Origin of the sequence: Desulfovibrio sp. (assembly GCF_034006445.1) — a bacterium.
Classification (GTDB): Bacteria; Desulfobacterota; Desulfovibrionia; order Desulfovibrionales; family Desulfovibrionaceae; genus Desulfovibrio.
In genome coordinates this window covers 84,465-103,724 of the sequence record NZ_JAVESS010000006.1, presented here as the reverse complement: position 1 = coordinate 103,724, position 19,260 = coordinate 84,465, and the positions used below count along the sequence as shown (strand labels likewise).

Below are 19,260 nucleotides of genomic sequence, written 5' to 3'. Positions count from 1 at the left end.
CCATGTCCGCACTCTACAAATTTTCCAACGTGAGCAAAATCTTTTCTGCGCCAGGTGAAAATCTTGAAATTCTCAAGAATATCAATCTTGTCGTGGAAGAAGGCGAGGCCCTTGCCATCGTGGGAACTTCCGGCTCCGGCAAGAGCACCCTCTTGCATCTTATGGGTGCTCTTGATACTCCAAGTACGGGCGCTGTCTTTTTTGACGGTCAGGACATGGCGCGCATGACGCCTGACCAGAAGGCGGCCTTCCGCAACAGAACGCTGGGCTTCGTTTTTCAGTTTCATCATCTCTTGCCGGAGTTTTCGGCAGTGGAGAACGTGGCCATGCCGGCCATAATCGGCGGTGAACGCCAGGCCGTCATCATGTCCAAGGCCCGCGAAATGCTCGAACGCGTGGGCCTTTCGGCTCGTATGGAAAGCAAGATTTCCACGCTTTCAGGCGGCGAAAGGCAAAGGGTGGCCATTGCCCGCGCGGTGCTGATGCGCCCGCGAGTTCTGCTGGCCGACGAGCCCACCGGCAATCTGGACGAAGGCACCGGAACGCAGGTGGGCACACTCATGAACGAACTTAACCGCGAACTGGGCATGACACTCGTGGTCGTGACGCACAATCGGGAGCTGGCCGCAGGCATGGGCCGCACTCTGGAACTGAAAGCGGGGACACTGTATGAAAAAAATGTTGCATAATCTTCTCTCTAACATCCTCTGCATTACAGCTCTGGTTTGCGCTGTGCAGCTTGCGCCCGGCGAAGCGAAAGCAGCCCAGGGGCCTCTGGTTCTTGTGCTGCCCTTTCAGGTCAATGCCGGGCCCGATATGCCCAATGCCGCCCGAGATGTGCCCCAGATCATTGCCGACCAGCTCAAGCAGAACGGCATGAATGTCGTGCCGATGAATACGGCGCGTCAGTTGCAGCAACGCCACGGCGAGAACATTGATCTTGCCACGGCGCGCACTTTGGGCCGTCAGGCTGGCGCGCAGCTTGTCATATACGGCAGCTTCAACCAGCTTGGCGACGGCTTCAGCATGGATACGCGCCTTGTTCCCGTGCAGCAGGGCGAAGCCGTGCCTGCGGGTTTTGAGCGCAACTCCCTGGTCGCCCTCAGCGACTGTGCCAGCACCCTGGCGAGCCGCGCGGCCGAAATGACCAAGGCCAACGCCGCTCCCGCGCCGCAACTGGCAGACAACGGCCCCGGCTTCGTGCCCATGGGCGCGCCCGCTGCCGCCAAGGGCGGCCTTGCCGACGTGCAGGTGCGCGGCATGAATGTTATGGACCCGGACACCGTGCTCATGCGCCTGACCATCCGCAAGGGCGACACTCCCGATGCCAACGCCATCAACGAAGAGGTGAAGCGCATCTGGGAAATGGGCTATTTCAGCGACGTTCAGGCCACTCTTGAGGGCAATGTGCTCGTCTTTACCGTGGTGGAAAAGCCCCGCATCGACAGCATCGTGGTGGAAGGCTCCAAGGGCATCAGCAAGGATGACGTCCTTGCGGCCATGGGCACCAGAACCGGCAACGTGCTCAACGAGCAGGTGCTTTCCGACGACCTGCAGAAAATTACAGAGCTGTACCGCAAGGAAGGCTACTATCTCGCCAAGGCCAACTACCGCCTTGAAGACCGCCATAGCGGCCGCGGGGCGGTACTCGTCATCAATGTGGACGAAGGCAACAAGCTCTACGTCAAAGAAGTAAATATCGAAGGCCTCAAGACCCTGAACAAGGGCGACATTGAAAAATACATGGCCCTCAAGCCGCGCGGCATGTTCTCGTGGCTGACAGGAACCGGTGTGCTCAAGGAAGAATATCTTGAGCGCGACACCAACGCCATCGCCGCTTTCGGCCTTAACGAGGGCTATGTTGACATTCAGGTGAGCGCACCCCAGGTCGATTACAAGGATGACGGCATCTACGTCACCTATGTGGTCAACGAAGGCCCCCGCTATACTGTACGCAACGTGGTTTTCGCGGGCGACATCATCGACAGCGAAGACAAGATGCTTGAAGTTGTGCAGATGGACGACTGGCAGAAGTCCAACAAGTACTTCTCCCTCACTGTCATGCAGGAAGACTCCAAGCGTTTGACCGACTACTACTCCGACTACGGCTACGCCTTCGCCGAAGTGGACACAAAACTGATGAAGGCTGACGACGGCACCGATCAGGTGGATGTGGGCTACGTTGTCAACAAAAAGCAGAAAGTTTTCATCCGCCGCCTGGTGGTCGAAGGCAACACAAAAACGCGCGACAACGTCATCCTGCGCGAAATGCGCCTCGGCGACGGCGACATGTATGAAGGCGCCAAGCTGCGCCGCTCCAACGAGCGCCTGAACCGCCTGCGTTTCTTCGGCGCTGTGGATATGGAGATCATCCCCACCGGGCAGGAAGACGAAGTCGACCTCAAGGTCAAGGTCAAGGAAGCCAATACCGGCGCCATCATGGGCGGTATCGGCTACTCCAGTTACTATGACGTGGGCGTGAGCGCCTCCATCATGGAGCGCAACCTCTTCGGTCGCGGCTACTGGCTGCAGTTGCAGGGCTTCTTCTCCTGGCGGCGCACGTCGGGCACCCTGTCCTTCACCAACCCGCGCGTCTATGACACCGACCTTTCCTTCGGCAACGACATTTACTACACCCACGACTACTGGGACAACTTCACCAAGGACACCATAGGCGACACCGTGCGCTTCGGGTATCCTATCGGTGAATACACCTCCGTGGGCGCCGGCTACCGTCTGGAACGCTATCACCTCTATGACGTGTCCAACACCAGCTCTCCCTACATCCGGGACTACAAGGGCATCAACTGGACCAGCGCCATTTCGGGACGCATCCTGCGCGACACAACCGACAGCAAGGAACGTCCCACCAAGGGCACCATCTCCCGCCTGTGGGCAGAATACGGCGGCGGCGGCCTCGGCGGTACGGACAACTTCGTCAAATCCGTTGCCGACTGGCAGGGCTTCTGGTCGTTTAACCCGCAAAACACAATCCACCTGCGTGGGCGTGTTGGTGGCGTGTTCCAGAACACCGACAGCAGGGTCCCCGTTTTCGAACGCTTCTGGGTCGGCGGCATGGATACCATCCGTGGTTACGCCTATTCCGACCTTTCGCCGCGTGACTACAAGCACGGCGGCGAACAGATCGGCGGCGACCGCATGGGCGTGGCCAACCTCGAATACATCTGGACCTTCCAGAAGGAACTGGGCCTGGCTATCGTGCCCTTCGTGGACTCCGGCTTCAACATCGACTCCAAGACCATGGGCCAGGACGTGGACAAGTACATCGTCGCCTCCTCTGGTCTGGAACTTCGCTGGCGTTCACCCATGGGCGACCTTCGTATAGCCTACGGCATCCCCATGGTGCAGGATTACGACAAAGACATGCCCAGCGGCAGAATCGAATTCAGCATGGGCCAGTTCTTCTAGGATAAAGACCTTCACAGGGCGCGAAGGCTTTCGCCAGCAGCCGCAAGGCTGACCAGACGTAACTGTAAGCGTGGCGCGGGGATAAACCCGCGCCACGCTCTTTTTGCATGTCAATCTTTTTTGGCATATATTGTGCAAATATGCTTGCAATGCGTATGCGCGGCGACAAAAAACCAGGGCCGCAGCCCGCATGCCTCCAGAGCAGATGAACTTTGAGCGCATACATTCCCAAAATTTAAGACGCGCTCACTGCGGCGATTAACCGCGCAGACTTACAGTGCTTTCGCCTCAGTAGCGAACAGCGGCTCACGCAGCCGCCAGAACGCGACAAGAGCACCATAAAAATTGCATTGCTCCGGGCGACCCGGCCCAGGCACAAGGAAAGCGGCAGCACTCTGTCACCAAAATGACAGTCGAACACCAGCACAAGCAAGGAACAACAGTGGCCCGCAAAGAAAACCCAACCCCGGCTCAGGCCCCTGCACAGCCTCGGACGCAATCCCGGAGCCCCTCGCCGCGGCCTTCCAAGGATGCGCCTGAGGGCAGGTCGCAAGGGCAAGGTGCGGACTCAGGTCAGGCCAGGTACGGCGTCAGACGCCTCGCCCCGCCTGTGTTTTTCTTGCTGGCCCTCTGCCTGCTGGTAGTTTTCTTTTATGACACAGGCTACACGTCCTTGCCGCCCACGGGCAAACGCTACGATACCGCCAAGGCCGGCGTTGAAACGCTGCGCCTGGATGCAAAACGTGCCAACCTGCGTGAACCCTGGGAAAAGCTGGCTGCGGAATTTCGCGCCATCTATGATGCCGATCCCGGCTGGCCCAACCGCCCCGCTGCGCTTTTTCGCGCTGCGGAAAGCCTTGAGGAACTCGCCCGCCGCTCCTTTGCCAAGGCCGATGCCCGCAAGGCCATAGAGTGCTACGAGGCTGTGGCCATGCGCCACGCCGACAGCCGCCTTGCCGACGACGCCCTTTTTCACGCCGCCAGACTCCGCGCGGCCTGGCTCAAGGATGACAAGGGCGCGCTGGAACTTCTCAACCGCATCAAGACCCAGTATCCCAAGGGCGACATGCTGCCCGAAGCCCTGGCCCTGGAAAAAACCCTTCTGGCTTCCGCGCAGGGACGCACGGCCCCCGAAGCCAAACAGGTCGCCACTGCTGAAGCCAGGCCTTCCATTGAAGACCAGGCGTCGAGCCCCTCTGCCCAGGACAAGGATAAAAAGCGCGCTGATGCAGGCGCGTCTGCCACGCCCTCCCAATCTGCGCCCGCCCAATCTGCGCCAACCCAAGCTGCGCCAACCCAATCGGTGCCAGGCTCCACCGCTCTGGCGGCTGCCCCGGCCACCCTCCTGCCCCAGGATCAGATCTTGCCGCGCTACCGCAAGGCCAAGGCCGATATGGAAAGCCTGAGCGCCGACAAGGTACGCTCCTGCTGGAGACAACCCTGGGAAGATCTGGCGGCGGAATTTCTGCTTATTTATCAAAGCCGTAAAAACTGGGCCATATCGCCAGGCGCGCTCTTTCGTGCGGCTTCAAGCCAGGAGTCCCTTGCCAACTGCTCACACCTCGCAGCGGAATACCGCCAGGCACGTGACCTGTATCTGAACCTCGCGCAGGAATTTCCCAAAAGCGCTCTGGCGGACGACGCCCTCCTTCAGGCCGCAGCCATTGAGGCAGACAGGCTGAACCAGCCGCAGGAAGCCCTTGAGCTGCTTGACGCCATCGCCACCCTGTATCCGCAGGGCGACATGCTGCCGCAGGCCAAAACCCTACGCCAGCGCCTTTCCGGCGGGACTGACGTTGCCGCCGCGCCTGTGGGCAAAGCTGGCACAGCTCCCGCCCCGGCCACACCCCCTGAAGTCCACACGCTTTCCTGGAATTCACTGAGCAAGAACTCCGTGGAAATCGTGCTGGATCTTTCTTCTCCGGCCCGCTATCGCGCCCGGCTGGAAGAAGGCAAAAAAGGCGCAGGCTCCAGCCTGTATCTGGAATTTGACGATGCCTCCGTCGTCAAGGACGTGCGCCAGGGCGTTACGGTCAAGGGCAGCCTTTTGCAATCCGTCCGCGTGCGCGACCGCAAGGGCGGCGGCGCGGTGATGCAGTTCAGCTTCAGGGATGTACGGCGCTTTGACACACAGGCTGAAAGCAATCCCTGCCGCATAGTGTTGCACGTGGCGGCGGGCAATGCCCCTCTGCCCACCCGTCAGGGCGCCGGAGCGGGCTTTGCCGGGCAGGACCAGCCGCGTGACCAGGCAAACGCCTCCGACGCGCCACGGCATGTCAATGACATGGCCCGCCAGCTGGGCCTTACGGTGCGCACGGTCTTCATTGACGCCGGGCACGGTGGCCGTGACCCTGGCACCCACCACAATGGCATTCTTGAACGTGTCGTCACCCTGGACGTGGCCACGACTCTCGGCCGCTTGCTGCAAGCCAACGGGGTTGACGTGGTTTACAGCCGCACCAACGACACCGGGCTTTCCCTGCGCGAACGCACAACACGCGCCAATGAGGTGGGGGCAGACCTTTTTGTCTCCATCCACATCAATGCCAATGATGACAAGTCGGTCAACGGCTTTGAAACCTACTATCTTGATCTGGCCCAAAATGCCGAAGCCGCGCGTGTTGCGGCACTGGAAAACGCTGGCAGCGATCATCGTCTTGGTGATATGCAAAAGATGCTGGCTGATGTGATGCTCACTGCAAGAGTAGATGAATCAAAAAAACTTGCTCAGGATATTCAGCGTATTGCCCTTTTCAGGCTGAAAAAACGCGAGTATACTGTACGTAACAACGGCGTCAAATCCGCGCCTTTCCATGTGCTGCTTGGCGCGCAGATGCCAGCGGTGCTGGTTGAACTTGGCTATTGCACCCATGCCGAAGAAGCCCGTAACCTCGCCAACGCCAAATACCGGCTGACATTGGCCGAAGGACTGGCCGAGGGTATACTTGCATATAAAGATCGACTGTTAAAAAAGCGGACAGCCCAGAATTCCTTGACGCCAGAAAGCGCTGGTGCTATGTGATGCAGGGATTTCAAATACGCGCCGGGCTGTTGTATCAGCAACAGTAAAGCCCAAATATACCGGCGCGGCAACCATGCCTCCTGCTTGTGCAACGTGAGCGCAGGCCGCATTAACCTACCATTATACAAGTTTCTTACGGCGCGAGGGTCATCCCAATTCCGCAAGGACGAGATAAAAAACAGCAATGGGGAAGGAGTACTTTAAATGCGCAAGGTTTTGATGATGACCTTAGTGGTCTGCATGCTCATGGCTGGAACGGCGCTTGCGGCTGACAGCAATGCCGTGCCGGCTGCCAAAATTGGCGTTGTGGACATGCAAACAGTGGCCACTCAGAGCGATCCCGCCGAAGCAGCCAAGAAGCAGATGGAAGACAAGTTCGGCAAAGAACGTTCTGCTCTTGAAAAGCAGGGCGAAGCTCTGAAAAATAAGGCCGAAGCTCTCAAGAATCCCAAGGTCAGCGAAGAAAAAAAGCTTGAATTCATTCGCGCCAAGCAGGATCTGGATCAGAAGACCCGCAACTTCCTGCGCAAGGTTGAGCAGGAAGAAGTCAAACTGCGCCAGGATATGGTTACCCTGGTTTTCAGCGCCACCTATGAAGTGGCCCGCACCAAGGGTTTCAACTTCGTGGTGGACGTGACCGCCGGCGGCGTTCTGTATGCCGACCAGTCTATGGATCTGACCCAGGACGTGCTCACCGAAGTGAACAAGCTTTATAAAGAAAAGAAGAACGACAAGGGCGGCAAAAAATAGCTCCGTCTCTTCATGACTGTGATACAGCCTCTCGACCCTGACGGGGCGGGAGGCTTTTTTTATCAGCGGCGTCTGCCGTCGGCTCAGGCAAAAGCGCCACACTTCGGCAAATCAGTGTTTAGAGCATGTTGCGAATGAAAAGAGCTGACCGCGTGCAGTGATTTTCCAGCGACTCCTTGCCGCGAAAAGCGCGCAGGCAGACGTTTGCTGCCGCAAGCGAGCATTTCTAGAGCAGTTAACGAATGAAATGAGTTAACTGCTCTGCAAGGATTTTTCTGAAAATCATTGCCACGAAATGCGAACAGGCAGGCTTTTGCCTGCCGCGCGTGAGCATTTCAAGTGTTAAATGCTCTAGTGTTACATGCTCGAGAGCTTCAACATTCCAGCGAGCAATTATGGGCCGTCCCCCATGGGCCGCCCCCGTATCATACCCGAAATACCCAGGAGGCCACATGCAGGAATCAGCCCCTCAGTCCCAACGCATGGACATACAACGTATTTTGCGCCTGCTCCCCCACCGCTACCCCTTCCTGCTGGTGGACAGGGTGGTGGAGTGTGTGCCCGGTTCACACATAAAGGCATACAAAAACGTGACCTTTAACGAACCTTTTTTTCAGGGACACTTTCCCGACGCGCCCATTATGCCCGGCGTTCTCATCCTTGAGGCTCTGGCCCAGACGGGCGGCCTGCTGGCAGCTGCGGGCATGGGCGACCTGGACGACAAGCTTTTTCTTTTCACCGGCCTCGACGCTGTGAAATTCCGCCGCCAGGTGGTGCCCGGCGACCGCCTTGACCTCGAATGCTCCAATCTGCGCCTCAAGCTCAGACTCTGCAAAATGGAAGCCCGCGCCTTTGTGGACGGCAAACTGGCGGCAGAAGCGCAGATTACCGCAGCTATCGGCGACAGGCCCAAAAACTGAGGAAACGCGGATTTATTGGAATTGAAGTGCTTTGTGGGGGAGGGACCCTTTTGCAAAAGGGTCCCTCCCCCACACCCCCTCCCCCTAAAACTCTTATTGTACGTTACAATGGCGCAAGGGGTTTTGTGGTCTGAAGCGGGCATCCGCAGACAGCGACTTTTGCATCATGCCATCGCACCAGCATTTGCCGTTACGGACGTTTTATTGCCGCAACGCACATACCCTTTGAGAACGTGTATTCTCAAAGGGTATGACACGCCGCTGCAGCCGAGCAGCACTAGGCATCCCGCCATACATCACGCCAAAGGCCGCCAGTACAGATCAGGCGGCCTTCATGCGTTTTTGCACGAGGGTGACAACAGCGCTGGCACCAAGAGCCGCCGCAGTGGCCAGTACATAGCACAGCCATAGGGGCGTGCGCTCCACAAAGGCCATGACGATGGCCGCAAAGGCTATGCAGCCAAACCATCCGGCCATAAGCCCCCTGTAAATGCGCACCACAGCCCCTGCCCCTTGCGTGGCATGTATAAAGGGCACCATGGCGCAGATCATGACAGGAAAGAACATCAGCACGCCGCTCCAGCCCGCCCCGAGCCAATGGGCGACCTCGGTGACAACATAGACGAGCAATGAACCAAAGCCCATTTGGGCGGCAATAAGCCACCAGTGCGAGTGCTGCGGCTGTGTGGCCTCCGTGGAGTCTTGCCGGGGCAGGCAGACCAGCACCAGCAGGGGCGACAGCAGTGAAAGCGCAAAGGCTGCCAGTGGCCAGTACGGAAAAAACTGCACAAGCCAGCCGCCCAAAAAATATATGCCCAGAGAAAGCGCTATGGCCAGATACCAGGGGACGCCCAGCACCGCCAGCCAGGGGTAGGCCACGGCGGCCAGCCCGTTGGCGTCGATGCCGAGCAGGGTGTTGTATGAGGCGTGCGCCGAAAAGGCCGTCCCCTGCTCAAGAGTCAGAAAAAAGGACAAGGGGCCGGAGACCACGGGCAAGCCGGCCGCCACGCCTCCGACAAAAGCTCCCCACCGACGGGTGATGAGCATGCAGATCAACACCAGCAGGGGCGTTATGATCAGCTTGAATGCAAGAATCCCGTTCACAACACGCTCCGTCGCAGAAATAGCCCCCAACCAATAAAGGCGGCGTCATGGCACAAGCAGAAGCCATAACGCCGCCCCCAATGCATGGCAAGAGGAATGACGGAGCAAAGTCATAAACTCAGGGTCGGGCATACCCGCCCGCAACGCCTCCCGGACTCAGCACAAGCTGCCACAGTTGCAGATCGCGCGCGCGAAAGGCTCCGGCGCAACTCAACAGATAGTACAAAAACATGCGGCTTTGAAGTTCACTGCACTGAAACCTGCCTTCTTTTCTCCCCCTGATGAAGTTGTTGGCCCAACATACGAGCGTTTTGTCATAATCCGCGCCAAAGTTGTGCCAGTCTTCCATCACAAAGCGGCCTTCCGCGCATTTTCCCAAAAGAGAAATACTGGGCAGGATGCCGTTTTTGAAAATATACTTTTCAATCCAGGGGTCCACGCTGTGATGGGGTTCGTTGCTCCCGATGGTGTGCAGCAAAAACAGACCGTCCTCAGCCAGCAGGCTGCGCGCCTTGTCCATAAAGACGTCATAATTCTTGTGCCCCACATGCTCGAACATCCCGACGGAAACAATACGGTCATACGTGCCTGCCAGCGAGCGGTAATCCTGCAACAGCCAGCGCACGTCCAGACCCTTGCTGTGGTCGCGCGCGTATTGAGCCTGTGCCCCGGAAACCGTCACTCCGGTAACGCTTACGCCATACTCGCGGGCCATATACCTTCCAAGCCCGCCCCAGCCGCAGCCGATGTCGAGAACGCGCATGCCCGGCCGTAGCATCAGCTTGCGGCAAATCATGTCCATCTTCTGCCGTTGCGCCGCCTCAAGCGTGTCCACACCCTGCCAGAAAGCGCAACTGTACTGCATTGATGTGTCGAGCATGGCCTCAAACACTTCATTACCGAAATCATAGTGATGCACCGCCACCATGTGCGCGCGTTCAGGACTTTGAAGATTGCGGAAAAGGTAGGAGACAAACTCAAGCAGGACAGGCAGGGTAAAACGGAAGCGCCTTTCAAGCCCCCCGCGCAAAACCTTACAGAAGAACTGATCCAGGGCCTTGCAGTCCCACCAGCCTTCCATATAGGCCTCACCCAGCCCAAGGTTGGCAAAACGCAGAACGCGTCCATACAATTTGTTGTTGTGAACCTGAATATCCCAGGGACGGGGCCCGTCAATGGCGACATCAACCGAAGCCAGCATTTTTTTAATGTCTGATTCATACATAACTGCCACTCCATATTGACTCTGATGGCAGCAGGCACGATAAACCTGCGCATAAAGAAAATATTTCCGTGCGTTACGCTACTTGAATTCAGCGCACGATATGAACACAAATAAAGACTACTGCCATTTTTTTTCAAAGACAATAGTACGTATATTTCATTTCTGTTAAATATTCCGCCAGGCTTTCATGCACGGCATGCCTTTAAAAGTTCACAATAACTTCGCGAAACCTATACCAATCACAGGCATGAGCAAAAAACTTTGCGCTGGTGTCATGCTCGACAGGCTCAGTCCTTGCCGTTTCGGCGTCAATCCGAAAAAAGCCTTGCAGCAGGGCATATTACGGTAAGAATTTTAGAACAATCTCACTGTGAAATTGCTCTGGCGGATGCGGGAGCAGACGCCCGCCGCAAAGACAGCACCGCTATTTATTTGCGCTGTTACGTGCCGAAGCGGACGGTTTGGAAGCAGTTAGAGTGGATATTCTCAGCGCGAAAAGACTCCAGACAGCGTCGTCACGTGATGAATTTCCAATTATATCAAGGAGAACGAGCCTTTTATGCAGGGAGTGTACTCTAACGGTACTCGACCGGAATAAAAGGCGAAGTTCGACGCTGAAATAAGTGGAAAGGCGCTCGTGACGACGCTGTCCAGGGGGCGTGGGGGGAGGGCCCCTTTTGCAAAAGGGTCCCTCCCCCACAAAGTATTTTAAAGCAAAAAAACACCGGCGCGGGGACGGCGCGGCAAGGCCGCTTGCGTCCGCCGCGCCGGGAAACGACAGGCAGAGAAAGGCTGGAGCAGCCTACAGTATTTTCGTATGGGCCAGATGACGCGTCAGCTTCAAAAGGTCAGCGCCATAGAACCACCATGCAAGGCCCACAACGCAAAGCAAAAAGCAGTATTCCCCCAGGCTGCCTGTGGAGCACAGTTTGAGCGAAAACTTGTTGCTGCGTGAAAAGGGCGTAAGGGGCACGCCCGATGGCGTCAGCATGTCCAGAACCACGTGACTGAGTCCGCCGAAGCCAAGGCCCAGCAACACATCACGCCCCATGGGGCCCATTTGTGCGCCAGGCGCGGCAAAAGCCACTGCGCACAAGATCAGCCACCAGCCGAACCAGTGGGTAGTCCCCCTGTGTACGGCATTGAATATTTTTTGCCGCCCGCGCCTGGTGGGGGCAAGGCCCGCCATGCGCTGGTCCAGCACGTCGGGCATGACAGCCCCGACGCAGGCCGCCGCCACTCCGGCGGCGGGCAGGTGCAGGGCCAGGGCCGCAGCAACGGCCGTGGCCTGATGGGTTATCCACTTCATGAATAATCCTGAGAGAGAATGTTGAGAAACGCTGATTTATTCCGTTTGGCAGTGTTGCTTCACTTTTTTTGAAACAGTCGAGGACGGAAGAGTCCACTCCTGCTTCAAAAAAAGATCGCGCCTTGCCAAACGAAATAACTGCGCGTTTCCAGGATGCTCTTTAATCAGTGTTCCCTTAACCTCGGGCATATATCCTAAAAAAGAACCCGTCTCAGACAGCTTCACCACGAGATAAATTTCCTGTCATATCATGGAGAACAAGCCTTTTATGCAGGGAGTGTACTCTGATGGTACTCGACCGGAATAAAAGGCGACGTTCGACGCTGAGATACCAGGAAAGGCGCTCGTGACGACACAGTCTATCCGCAGCGGGAAAACCCGCAAGCCGGGCAAATCAGGCAACCTTCCTGAAAAACGAGTTTTTCGCCGCAGTCGGGGCAGCGATTGACGGCAAGGTCGCTGACCGTATCCACAACCTCATCCTTGAGGTAGCGCTGCTCCAGCACCCAGGCAATGGCGTCGGGGATGGAAAGCAGCAGGCCCTTGCCGCGAAAGACGGGGTGTTCGCCGCCAATGCCCTTGATCTGCGCCACAACGTCGCGCACGTGGACGCCGGAGCGCAGGGCCAGAGAAACAAGGCGGCCTATGGCCTCGGCCTTGGCGGTAATGGAGCGGCCGGACTTGCCAATGGTGGCAAAAACCTCAAAGGGCTTGCCGTCCACCTCATTGACCGTAAGGTACATGGCCCCAAGGCCCGTCTGCACCTTGCGGGTAAAGCCCTGCACCTCGTCGGGGCGTTTGCGCACCAGGGACGTGGGCGCGGCGATGGGTGAAGCTGCGGCAGGCGCGCTGCCCTGCTGCCCGGCCGTGCCCGATTCGGGCGCGGAATCGCCGTCCATTTTCTTCTGTCCCTCGCCCGTGGCGAGCACCTGAATGCTCTTGCAGCCGTCGCGGTAGACGGTGACGCCCTTGCAGCCTTCCTGATACGCCAGCCAGTAAATTTCGCGGATGTCCTGCTCTGTGGCGCTGTTGGACAGGTTGACGGTTTTGGACACGGCATTGTCCGTGTGCCGCTGAAAGGCCGCCTGCATGCGCAGATGCCACACTGGCGCGATGTCCATGGCGGTCACAAAGACCTTGCGCAGGGGTGCGGGCAGATAGTCCATGCCCTGAATGGAGCCTCTGGCCACCACGGCGTCCATCAGCTCATGGCTGAACAGCCCGCCGTCTTCAAGCGCCTCCGCAAAATGCGGATTCACTTCCACGAGGCGCTCGCCATCCAGAATATTGCGTGTAAAGCACAGGGCGAAAAGCGGTTCCACGCCGGACGAGCAGCCAGCGATGATGGAGAGCGTGCCCGTGGGCGCGATGGTGGTTACCGTAGCGTTACGGTACGGCCCAAGCTTGCGGCGGCCGTACACCGAGGTTTCGTAGGCCGGGAAAGGCCCGCGCTCCTGGGCCAGCAGGGCCGATGCCTTGTGCCCTTCCTCCTGCACAAAGGCCATGATCCGCTCGCCAAGGTCAATGCCCTCTTGCGAGTCATAGGCCACGCCAAGCTGAAAGAGCAGGTCGGCAAAGCCCATAACGCCCAGACCGATCTTGCGGTTTTTGCGCACGGTTTCGCTGATGCGGTCAAGGGGAAAGCGCGAGGCGTCAATGACATTGTCGAGAAAGCGCACACCCAGATGCACGGCATGGCGCAGGTCGTCCCAGTCTATGCCCTTGCCGGTCGGGTCGGCATCGTTTTCGTGCCCAGGAACATAAAAGCAGGAAAGATTGATGGACCCGAGGTTGCAGGCTTCAAAGGGCAGCAGGGGCTGCTCGCCGCAAGGGTTGGTCGATTCAATGTCGCCCTGATCCGGCGTGGGATTGTCGCGGTTGATGCGATCAAGAAAGACAATGCCGGGATCGCCCGACAGCCATGCCTTGCGCACCAGCAGGTCAAAAACCTCGCGCGCGGGCAGACGCTTCATGACTTCGCCGTTGTTGGGGGCCACGAGGTCATATTGTTCGTCCCGTTCCACGGCCTGCATGAAGGCTTCAGTCAATCCGACGGAAAGATTGAAATTATTGAATTCACCCTCTTTTTCCTTGGCGCCTATAAACTCGAGAATATCCGGGTGATCCACCCGCAGGATGCCCATGTTGGCTCCGCGCCGAGTGCCCCCCTGCTTAATCTGCTCCGTGGCGGTATTGAAGATGCGCAAAAAGGACACAGGCCCGGAGGCCACGCCCCCGGTTGAGCCTACCCGGCTGTCCTTGGGGCGCAGGCGCGAAAAGGAAAAGCCGGTGCCTCCGCCGGACTTGTGGATCATGGCCGCGTATTTGACGGCGTCAAAAATCTCTTCAATGGAGTCGCCCACTGGCAGCACGAAACAGGCGGAAAGCTGCCCCAGGTCAGTACCCGCGTTCATGAGGGTCGGCGAGTTGGGCAGAAACTTCCAGCTGGTCATGAGGTCATAAAAATCGCGGGCCAACTGCCCGCTCTTCTGGCTGGAGCCCTCGTATTTTTCTTCTTCAACGGCAATGGCGGCTGCCACGCGCCAAAAAAGATCGCGTGGCGTTTCGATAGTCTGTCCGTCCAGGTTTTTGCGCAGATAACGCTTTTGCAAAACGACTTCGGTATTGGGCTTCAACTGTGGCTCAGGGAGATCTTTGGGCTGTGCGAGCATGGGAATGCTAACCTTGTCTTGAAGTTGTGCAGGGCAAAAACGGTCCTGCGGGACCATGGGCGAGTATACACGCTTGAAGGGTAAATAAAAGCCCCATACCAAAACGTCCGAAATTAACAGCCTGAATTAAATGACTTTACATATTGATAGATATTTTTATTAAGAGGGATTTTCCGTACAAAAACCCCCACAAAACGCGCGGGGAGGCGCGCCCTGTGGGGGTTGGCACTGCGTGAAAAAATAGATTTACGCTTTTTTCCCGCCCTTTCCACCGCTCCTTTGCGGCCTGCCGGAATTGCGATCGGAAGATGGCCGACGTGAGGCCGGACGGGCCGGAGCATCCCGACGGTCCGTGTGAGCCGGGCGGCCCGGCCTGGTCGGCATGGTCGGACGGGCCGGCCTGGCTGGCCTGGCCGGTCGCGGCGTGCCTTCTGCAGGGGCCGCAGGACTTGCGTAGGCAGAACCATGTCCGGCGGGCAACGCGCCTGAACCCGGCCGCCGCACAATGCGCGCGCCGCTCTTGGCGTCGCGTCGTGCGTCCGGGGGCACCTGCACCTCAAGCAGGCTGCCGGACGGCAGCCCTTCGGCATCTTCCAGCAACAGCAGGCCGCAGGCGGCACAGGCATAGCGCCCACGGCCCGCAAGGCCGGGAACGGCAAAAGGCGCTGTGAGCACGCGGGCCTTCATGCTGCCCGAAGTTTTGCGCCCCTGTTCCTGACCTGCCGCAACTTCCGGCGCGGCCACGGGCGAAAGCAGGAGCGGCGCGAGGCTCAGACCGCTTTTGCCAAGTCCGGCATCGGCGGAAAGGTCTTCAAGCCATCTGGGCGCGTCTTCGCTGCCAAAGGTAAAGTGACACCAGGTGCGGCCTCCCTGACCGCCCAGCAGCGGACAGGCCGCCTGATGCGGGCACGGGGCCAGGGCCGTAAGCCCGCCCTCCACAGCCAGATGGCGCAGATCCATAATGGTGGAACCGCCAAGGCGCGTACCGGGTTCCACAAAAAGCAGGGCCGGGCCAGAAGACTGGCCTTCCGCGCTGTCCGTGGCGGAGCGGCCATGGCTGCGGAACAGCGGCGCAAGCGCGTCCAGAAAACGCGCAAGCCGCTCCTCACGGCAATCGTCGGGCCGTTCGTCCGGATCCGCCGACTGGCCGTAATCGGCGCGTCCTTCCGCATCGGGATCGTCCATTCTCCCCATCAGGGGTGCGTCGTCTTCGTCGTAGGAATCAAGCGTGCTGGCACGGCCGCTTCTTTTGCCGAAACGCAGTTCATTGAGCACGTTGGCGGCGCTGACCAGCCAGGGCCTGGCCTGGCCTCCGGCCAGCAGCGGCGCTGCCTGTCGTGCGGCCTGCTCCAGCGGAGCCCGCACGATCTGCACCTGCCAGGGCTGATGGAAGGTCAGGGCTGCCACTTCGTGCAGGAGGCTGCGCCCCAGTTCCAGCGGCTGCGACGAACTGTCCAGAGCCAGCACCTGAATGGGCACTTGCCGCCACTCGGGGCGGGCCAGCCACAGGGCCAGGGGCAGGGTCAGCGGGCCGGAGCCGGTATCAATCAGCAGAGCCTTGCCGCCCTGAGCCACGACGGCCTGCGGGTCCGGCAGGGGCATTGCCGCCAGCAGGCGGATGAGCCGCACCAGATTCCAGGGCAGAAAATAGTACATATACGCGCTGACAAAGGCCGGGGTACTCCAGTAGGGACGGTCAAGGGCCGCCCGCTCGGTGGTGAGCAGGCGTGACAGCCGGGCTATGTCATCGGGCAGCGAACGGCGGTGGGCCGCGCTGAGGGGCCATACGCGGGCCAGCACTTCCGGCAGTTGGTCAAGAATGGCGCGCGCTTCTGCGGTCAAAGGCGGAAACAGCGGCGTTGCTCCCTTCCAGGCGTAACTCTGGGCCATGGCAGGACGCGGAGCACGGGCGGCTACGGATTCACGCCTGTCCCGGTTGAAGTCATCCCTGTTGAAACCGTCCCTGTCGCGTCCGTCCCGGTCGCGTCCGTCTCTGGTAAATCCAGCCCTGTTTCTGTTCTGACCATCTGCGCGGTCAAAAGTATTTCTAGTGTCGGGCCTGCCTTCGGCTGACGCCCCACCCCTGCCGGAGCGCGGCGCGTCTGAGCGCGGTCTTCCAGAATGCGGCGGACGAGGCCCGTTGTCCCTGCCCCGGCCTGCATCCTGGCCCCAGTTCCGGTCTCTTTCCTGCCCACGACTCTGATCCCGGTTCTTGTCTCTGTCCTGGCCCCAACTCCGATCTCTGTCCTGTCCGCGACTCTGGCCCCGGCTCTGGTCTTTGTCCTGACCCCAACTCCGGTCTCTGTCCTGACCACGGCTCTGGCCACGGCTCTTGTCACGACCCTCGCCAGGCCAGTTTTTGTCAGACCCGGCTTTGCCGGATCTGCCCTTGTCCTGCTCATATTTTTTGGGCTCATATTTTTTGGCCCCGGATTTTTCATGCCCGGATTTTTCGGGCCAGGCTTTTTCGGGCCTACCTTTGTCCTCATAGGATTTGTCCGGGCGCGCCCTGTCGGGCCGGGAATGGCCTTCGCCGCCCTTGTCCTGACCGGGTCTGCCGCTGCGCGAACCGCCGGGTTTGCCCGCTCCTGCCCTGTCGGGCCGGGAATGGCCTTCGCCGCCCTTGTCCTGACCGGGTCTGCCGTTGCGCGAACCGCCGGGTTTGCCCGCACCCGCCCTGTCGGGCCGGGAATGGCCTTCGCCACCCTTGTCCTGACCAGGTCTGCCGTTGCGCGAACCGCCGGGTTTGCCCGCGCCCGCCCTGTCGGGCCGGGAATGGCCTTCGCCACCCTTGCCCTGACCGGGCCTGTCTGCTGTCCTGTCCCTGTCCGCAGGCCTTTTTGCAGGTCTGTCTGCGGGCTTGTCTGCGGGCTTGTGGGAGGCTTCGCCGTTGCGGGAACGGTCCGGACGCGGTTTCTTTTTCTGCTGATCTGACATTTATGCTCCAAAGCGCATATGGCGCAAATAGTTCTGATGAAAATTCTTTTCTTCCACAAGGGGCAGTAATCGGGCTGTGGCGCACAGGGCGGCCAGGTTTTCGCGCATCTGCGCGTTGCGAACCAAAAGGGCCGCGCCATCCAAAGAGGCATTGCCAACGGCCCGCAGGCGCGGAGCCAGAGCCGACGGCAAAAAGCCCAGCGTTTCAAGATCCTGCGCCCGCACGTGTTCGCCCAGAGCGCCCGCCAGACACAGGGCGGCCACATCGCCGGGGGCAAGCCCCGCCGCCGTCAACAGGCTTTCCAGCGCCAGGGCAAAGGCCGCCTTGACCTTGAGCAGTTCCTCCACGTCAGCGGCGCACAGCCACATGCCGTGGGGCAGACGCAGGCGCATGCCCCCGCTGTCCTTGCCCGGCTCAAGGCATGCGGCCAGCCTGCGGGCCAGGGGCATGGCCGGGGCGGATTCAAAGCCGCCGTCCTCGCGCACAAGTTTTGTCCGCAGCAGCACGGCCAGCAGGGACACATAACCGGTGGCGCTGATGCCCCGCGCCCTGCCGTCTTCCGCCGCCGGGCCCGGAAGTCCGCTGGCGGAGGCTTTACGGCTGACAGCCTGACAGGACGGGCAAGGGCAGTGCCCGCCGTGCTCACGCAGGTCATCTTCTGGCCGTCGGGCGAAAAAATGCGCCTCAAGGCCCGTGGGCGCAAGGCTGAAATCCGTGATTACCCCCGGCCCGGCCAGTTGCCCGCACTGCGGGCCAATGCCCTCAAGGGCCGGGCCCAGCGGCACGCTGGCCAGCAAAAGCCTGCCCTGCGCGTCCACAAGCGCCAGTTCGCCATTGGTGCCAAGGTCTGCCAGCACAAAGGGACGCGGCGTGCCCCCGGCCAGCAGCGCGGCCAGCCCCGCGCTCACGTCGCCACCCACAAAGGGAGCGGGCAAGGGCGGGATATACACTGGCGGCAGGCCGGGCACTTGTACCGTTTCATGCCCGCCATGCGCAAGCCTGTAGGGCGCGGCGCACAGACCGTCCACAGGCAGATCCAAAAAAATGTCCGTCATGGCCGTATTGGCGGCCATGCACAGACCCTCTACCCGCCCCGCCCCTTTTTGCTCAAGAAAATCCACCACATTTCGCAGGCTGCGCCGCACCAGTCGGGACAGCACGCTGCGGCCTTGCGGCTGCCGCGCCACGGCCAGACGCGACATGATGTCCGCCCCGGCCCCGGCCTGCGGGTTCAGAAAACTGCCCTGCCCCACAACGTCCGCCGCGTTTTCTTTTTCTCCATCGCCGGAAAGGACAATGGCGCGCCAGTACACGGACGTTGTGCCCAAGTCCACAGCCAGAGCCAGCGGAACGGGCTTTTCTGCAGACATGTCGGCCTGACTGTCGGCCAGGCTGCCCGTCACGACGCCTGCCGGGCTGCCTGCCGAAATTTCAGCCGGACTGCTGCTGCCCGTCGTGTGCGGCATATGGCGCCCCACTTCCGTGGCGGCAACATCTTCCGGGCCAGACGGCGAGGCCATGCTTTCCTGTGGAAGCTCCAGCGCGAGCCTTTCTCCGTCAGGCACTTGACGGCGGCACGCCAGACGCCAGCCCGCAGCCAGTTCACTGGCGGAAAAAACGTCCGCTTCGGCGGGCAGGGACGCGGGAGCGTTTGCCACAAAGCGCACCCGGCACCGGCCGCAGCGGCCAAGTCCGCCGCACAGGGGCTGGGGAGGCATTTGCCCGGAAAGCCAGATGGCCTGCGAAAGGCTTTGGCCCGGCGCAGCCTCTATTTCAAGGGGTTTTGCGTCCGCGTTTTCCCCAGAGGATGCGGTGGTTCCGGCGGCAAAAAAAATTTGTAACAGCATGGATATCGCTCCGGATGTAGCCTGCCTCAAGGGGCCATGGTTGG

The 19,260-nt window shown here is 59.8% G+C and carries 11 protein-coding genes; 5 read left to right on the top strand and 6 right to left on the bottom strand.

Annotated features, from left to right (window positions below; genetic code table 11):
* Positions 1 to 2 precede the first annotated feature (2 nt).
* The 5 genes from RBR41_RS08040 to fabZ all read left to right on the top strand — a co-directional run bounded on the left by RBR41_RS08040 (position 3) and on the right by fabZ (position 8,121).
* Entirely contained in the window at positions 3 to 689 is a 687-nt protein-coding gene (locus RBR41_RS08040) for an ABC transporter ATP-binding protein (RefSeq protein WP_320352065.1), read from the top strand.
* Entirely contained in the window at positions 670 to 3,429 is a 2,760-nt protein-coding gene (gene bamA, locus RBR41_RS08035; protein ID WP_320352064.1) for an outer membrane protein assembly factor BamA, read from the top strand. The genes RBR41_RS08040 and bamA overlap by 20 nt, the downstream gene beginning before the upstream one ends.
* A 610-nt stretch (positions 3,430 to 4,039) precedes the next feature.
* Positions 4,040 to 6,451, top strand: coding sequence for an N-acetylmuramoyl-L-alanine amidase (locus RBR41_RS08030; protein ID WP_320352063.1), 2,412 nt, complete (start codon positions 4,040 to 4,042; stop codon positions 6,449 to 6,451).
* 204 nt (positions 6,452 to 6,655) lie between these two features.
* A complete protein-coding gene (locus tag RBR41_RS08025; protein WP_320352062.1) occupies positions 6,656 to 7,201 on the top strand; it encodes an OmpH family outer membrane protein in 546 nt (181 codons plus the stop codon).
* A 452-nt stretch (positions 7,202 to 7,653) separates the two neighbouring features.
* The gene (gene fabZ / locus RBR41_RS08020; RefSeq protein WP_320352061.1) at positions 7,654 to 8,121 is read left to right on the top strand and encodes a 3-hydroxyacyl-ACP dehydratase FabZ; all 468 of its coding nucleotides are present in this window, start codon (positions 7,654 to 7,656) and stop codon (positions 8,119 to 8,121) included.
* Between the two features lie 321 nt (positions 8,122 to 8,442).
* On the opposite strand, the gene RBR41_RS08015 is transcribed toward fabZ, so the two are convergent.
* The 6 genes from RBR41_RS08015 to RBR41_RS07990 form a co-directional block, all read right to left on the bottom strand.
* Positions 8,443 to 9,225 carry a hypothetical protein gene (locus RBR41_RS08015; RefSeq protein ID WP_320352060.1) on the bottom strand — a complete coding sequence of 261 codons (783 nt, stop codon included), beginning with the start codon at positions 9,223 to 9,225 and terminating at the stop codon, positions 8,443 to 8,445.
* Between the two features lie 118 nt (positions 9,226 to 9,343).
* Positions 9,344 to 10,450, bottom strand: a complete 1,107-nt coding sequence (cfa, locus tag RBR41_RS08010) for a cyclopropane fatty acyl phospholipid synthase (protein ID WP_320352059.1) — start codon at positions 10,448 to 10,450, stop codon at positions 9,344 to 9,346.
* Positions 10,451 to 11,252: 802 nt separating this feature from the next.
* Positions 11,253 to 11,759, bottom strand: a complete 507-nt coding sequence (locus tag RBR41_RS08005; protein WP_320352058.1) for a metal-dependent hydrolase — start codon at positions 11,757 to 11,759, stop codon at positions 11,253 to 11,255.
* A 359-nt stretch (positions 11,760 to 12,118) separates the two neighbouring features.
* Complete coding sequence (locus RBR41_RS08000; RefSeq protein WP_320352057.1) at positions 12,119 to 14,431, bottom strand: vitamin B12-dependent ribonucleotide reductase; 2,313 nt, start codon at positions 14,429 to 14,431, stop codon at positions 12,119 to 12,121.
* A gap of 246 nt (positions 14,432 to 14,677) precedes the next feature.
* Entirely contained in the window at positions 14,678 to 17,368 is a 2,691-nt protein-coding gene (locus RBR41_RS07995) for a small ribosomal subunit Rsm22 family protein (RefSeq protein WP_320352056.1), read from the bottom strand.
* Positions 17,369 to 19,216, bottom strand: coding sequence for an ASKHA domain-containing protein (locus RBR41_RS07990; RefSeq protein WP_320352055.1), 1,848 nt, complete (start codon positions 19,214 to 19,216; stop codon positions 17,369 to 17,371).
* Positions 19,217 to 19,260 lie beyond the last annotated feature (44 nt).

What these genes read in the sequence shown, in the direction of transcription:
- RBR41_RS08040 (WP_320352065.1), top strand. Translation starts at nt 3, where the DNA reads ATGTCCGCACTCTACAAATTTTCCAACGTGAGCAAAATCTTTTCTGCG.
- bamA (WP_320352064.1), top strand. Translation starts at nt 670, where the DNA reads ATGAAAAAAATGTTGCATAATCTTCTCTCTAACATCCTCTGCATTACA.
- RBR41_RS08025 (WP_320352062.1), top strand. Translation starts at nt 6,656, where the DNA reads ATGCGCAAGGTTTTGATGATGACCTTAGTGGTCTGCATGCTCATGGCT.
- fabZ (WP_320352061.1), top strand. Translation starts at nt 7,654, where the DNA reads ATGCAGGAATCAGCCCCTCAGTCCCAACGCATGGACATACAACGTATT.
- cfa (WP_320352059.1), bottom strand. Translation starts at nt 10,450, where the DNA reads ATGTATGAATCAGACATTAAAAAAATGCTGGCTTCGGTTGATGTCGCC.
- RBR41_RS08005 (WP_320352058.1), bottom strand. Translation starts at nt 11,759, where the DNA reads ATGAAGTGGATAACCCATCAGGCCACGGCCGTTGCTGCGGCCCTGGCC.
- RBR41_RS08000 (WP_320352057.1), bottom strand. Translation starts at nt 14,431, where the DNA reads ATGCTCGCACAGCCCAAAGATCTCCCTGAGCCACAGTTGAAGCCCAAT.
- RBR41_RS07995 (WP_320352056.1), bottom strand. Translation starts at nt 17,368, where the DNA reads ATGTCAGATCAGCAGAAAAAGAAACCGCGTCCGGACCGTTCCCGCAAC.
- RBR41_RS07990 (WP_320352055.1), bottom strand. Translation starts at nt 19,216, where the DNA reads ATGCTGTTACAAATTTTTTTTGCCGCCGGAACCACCGCATCCTCTGGG.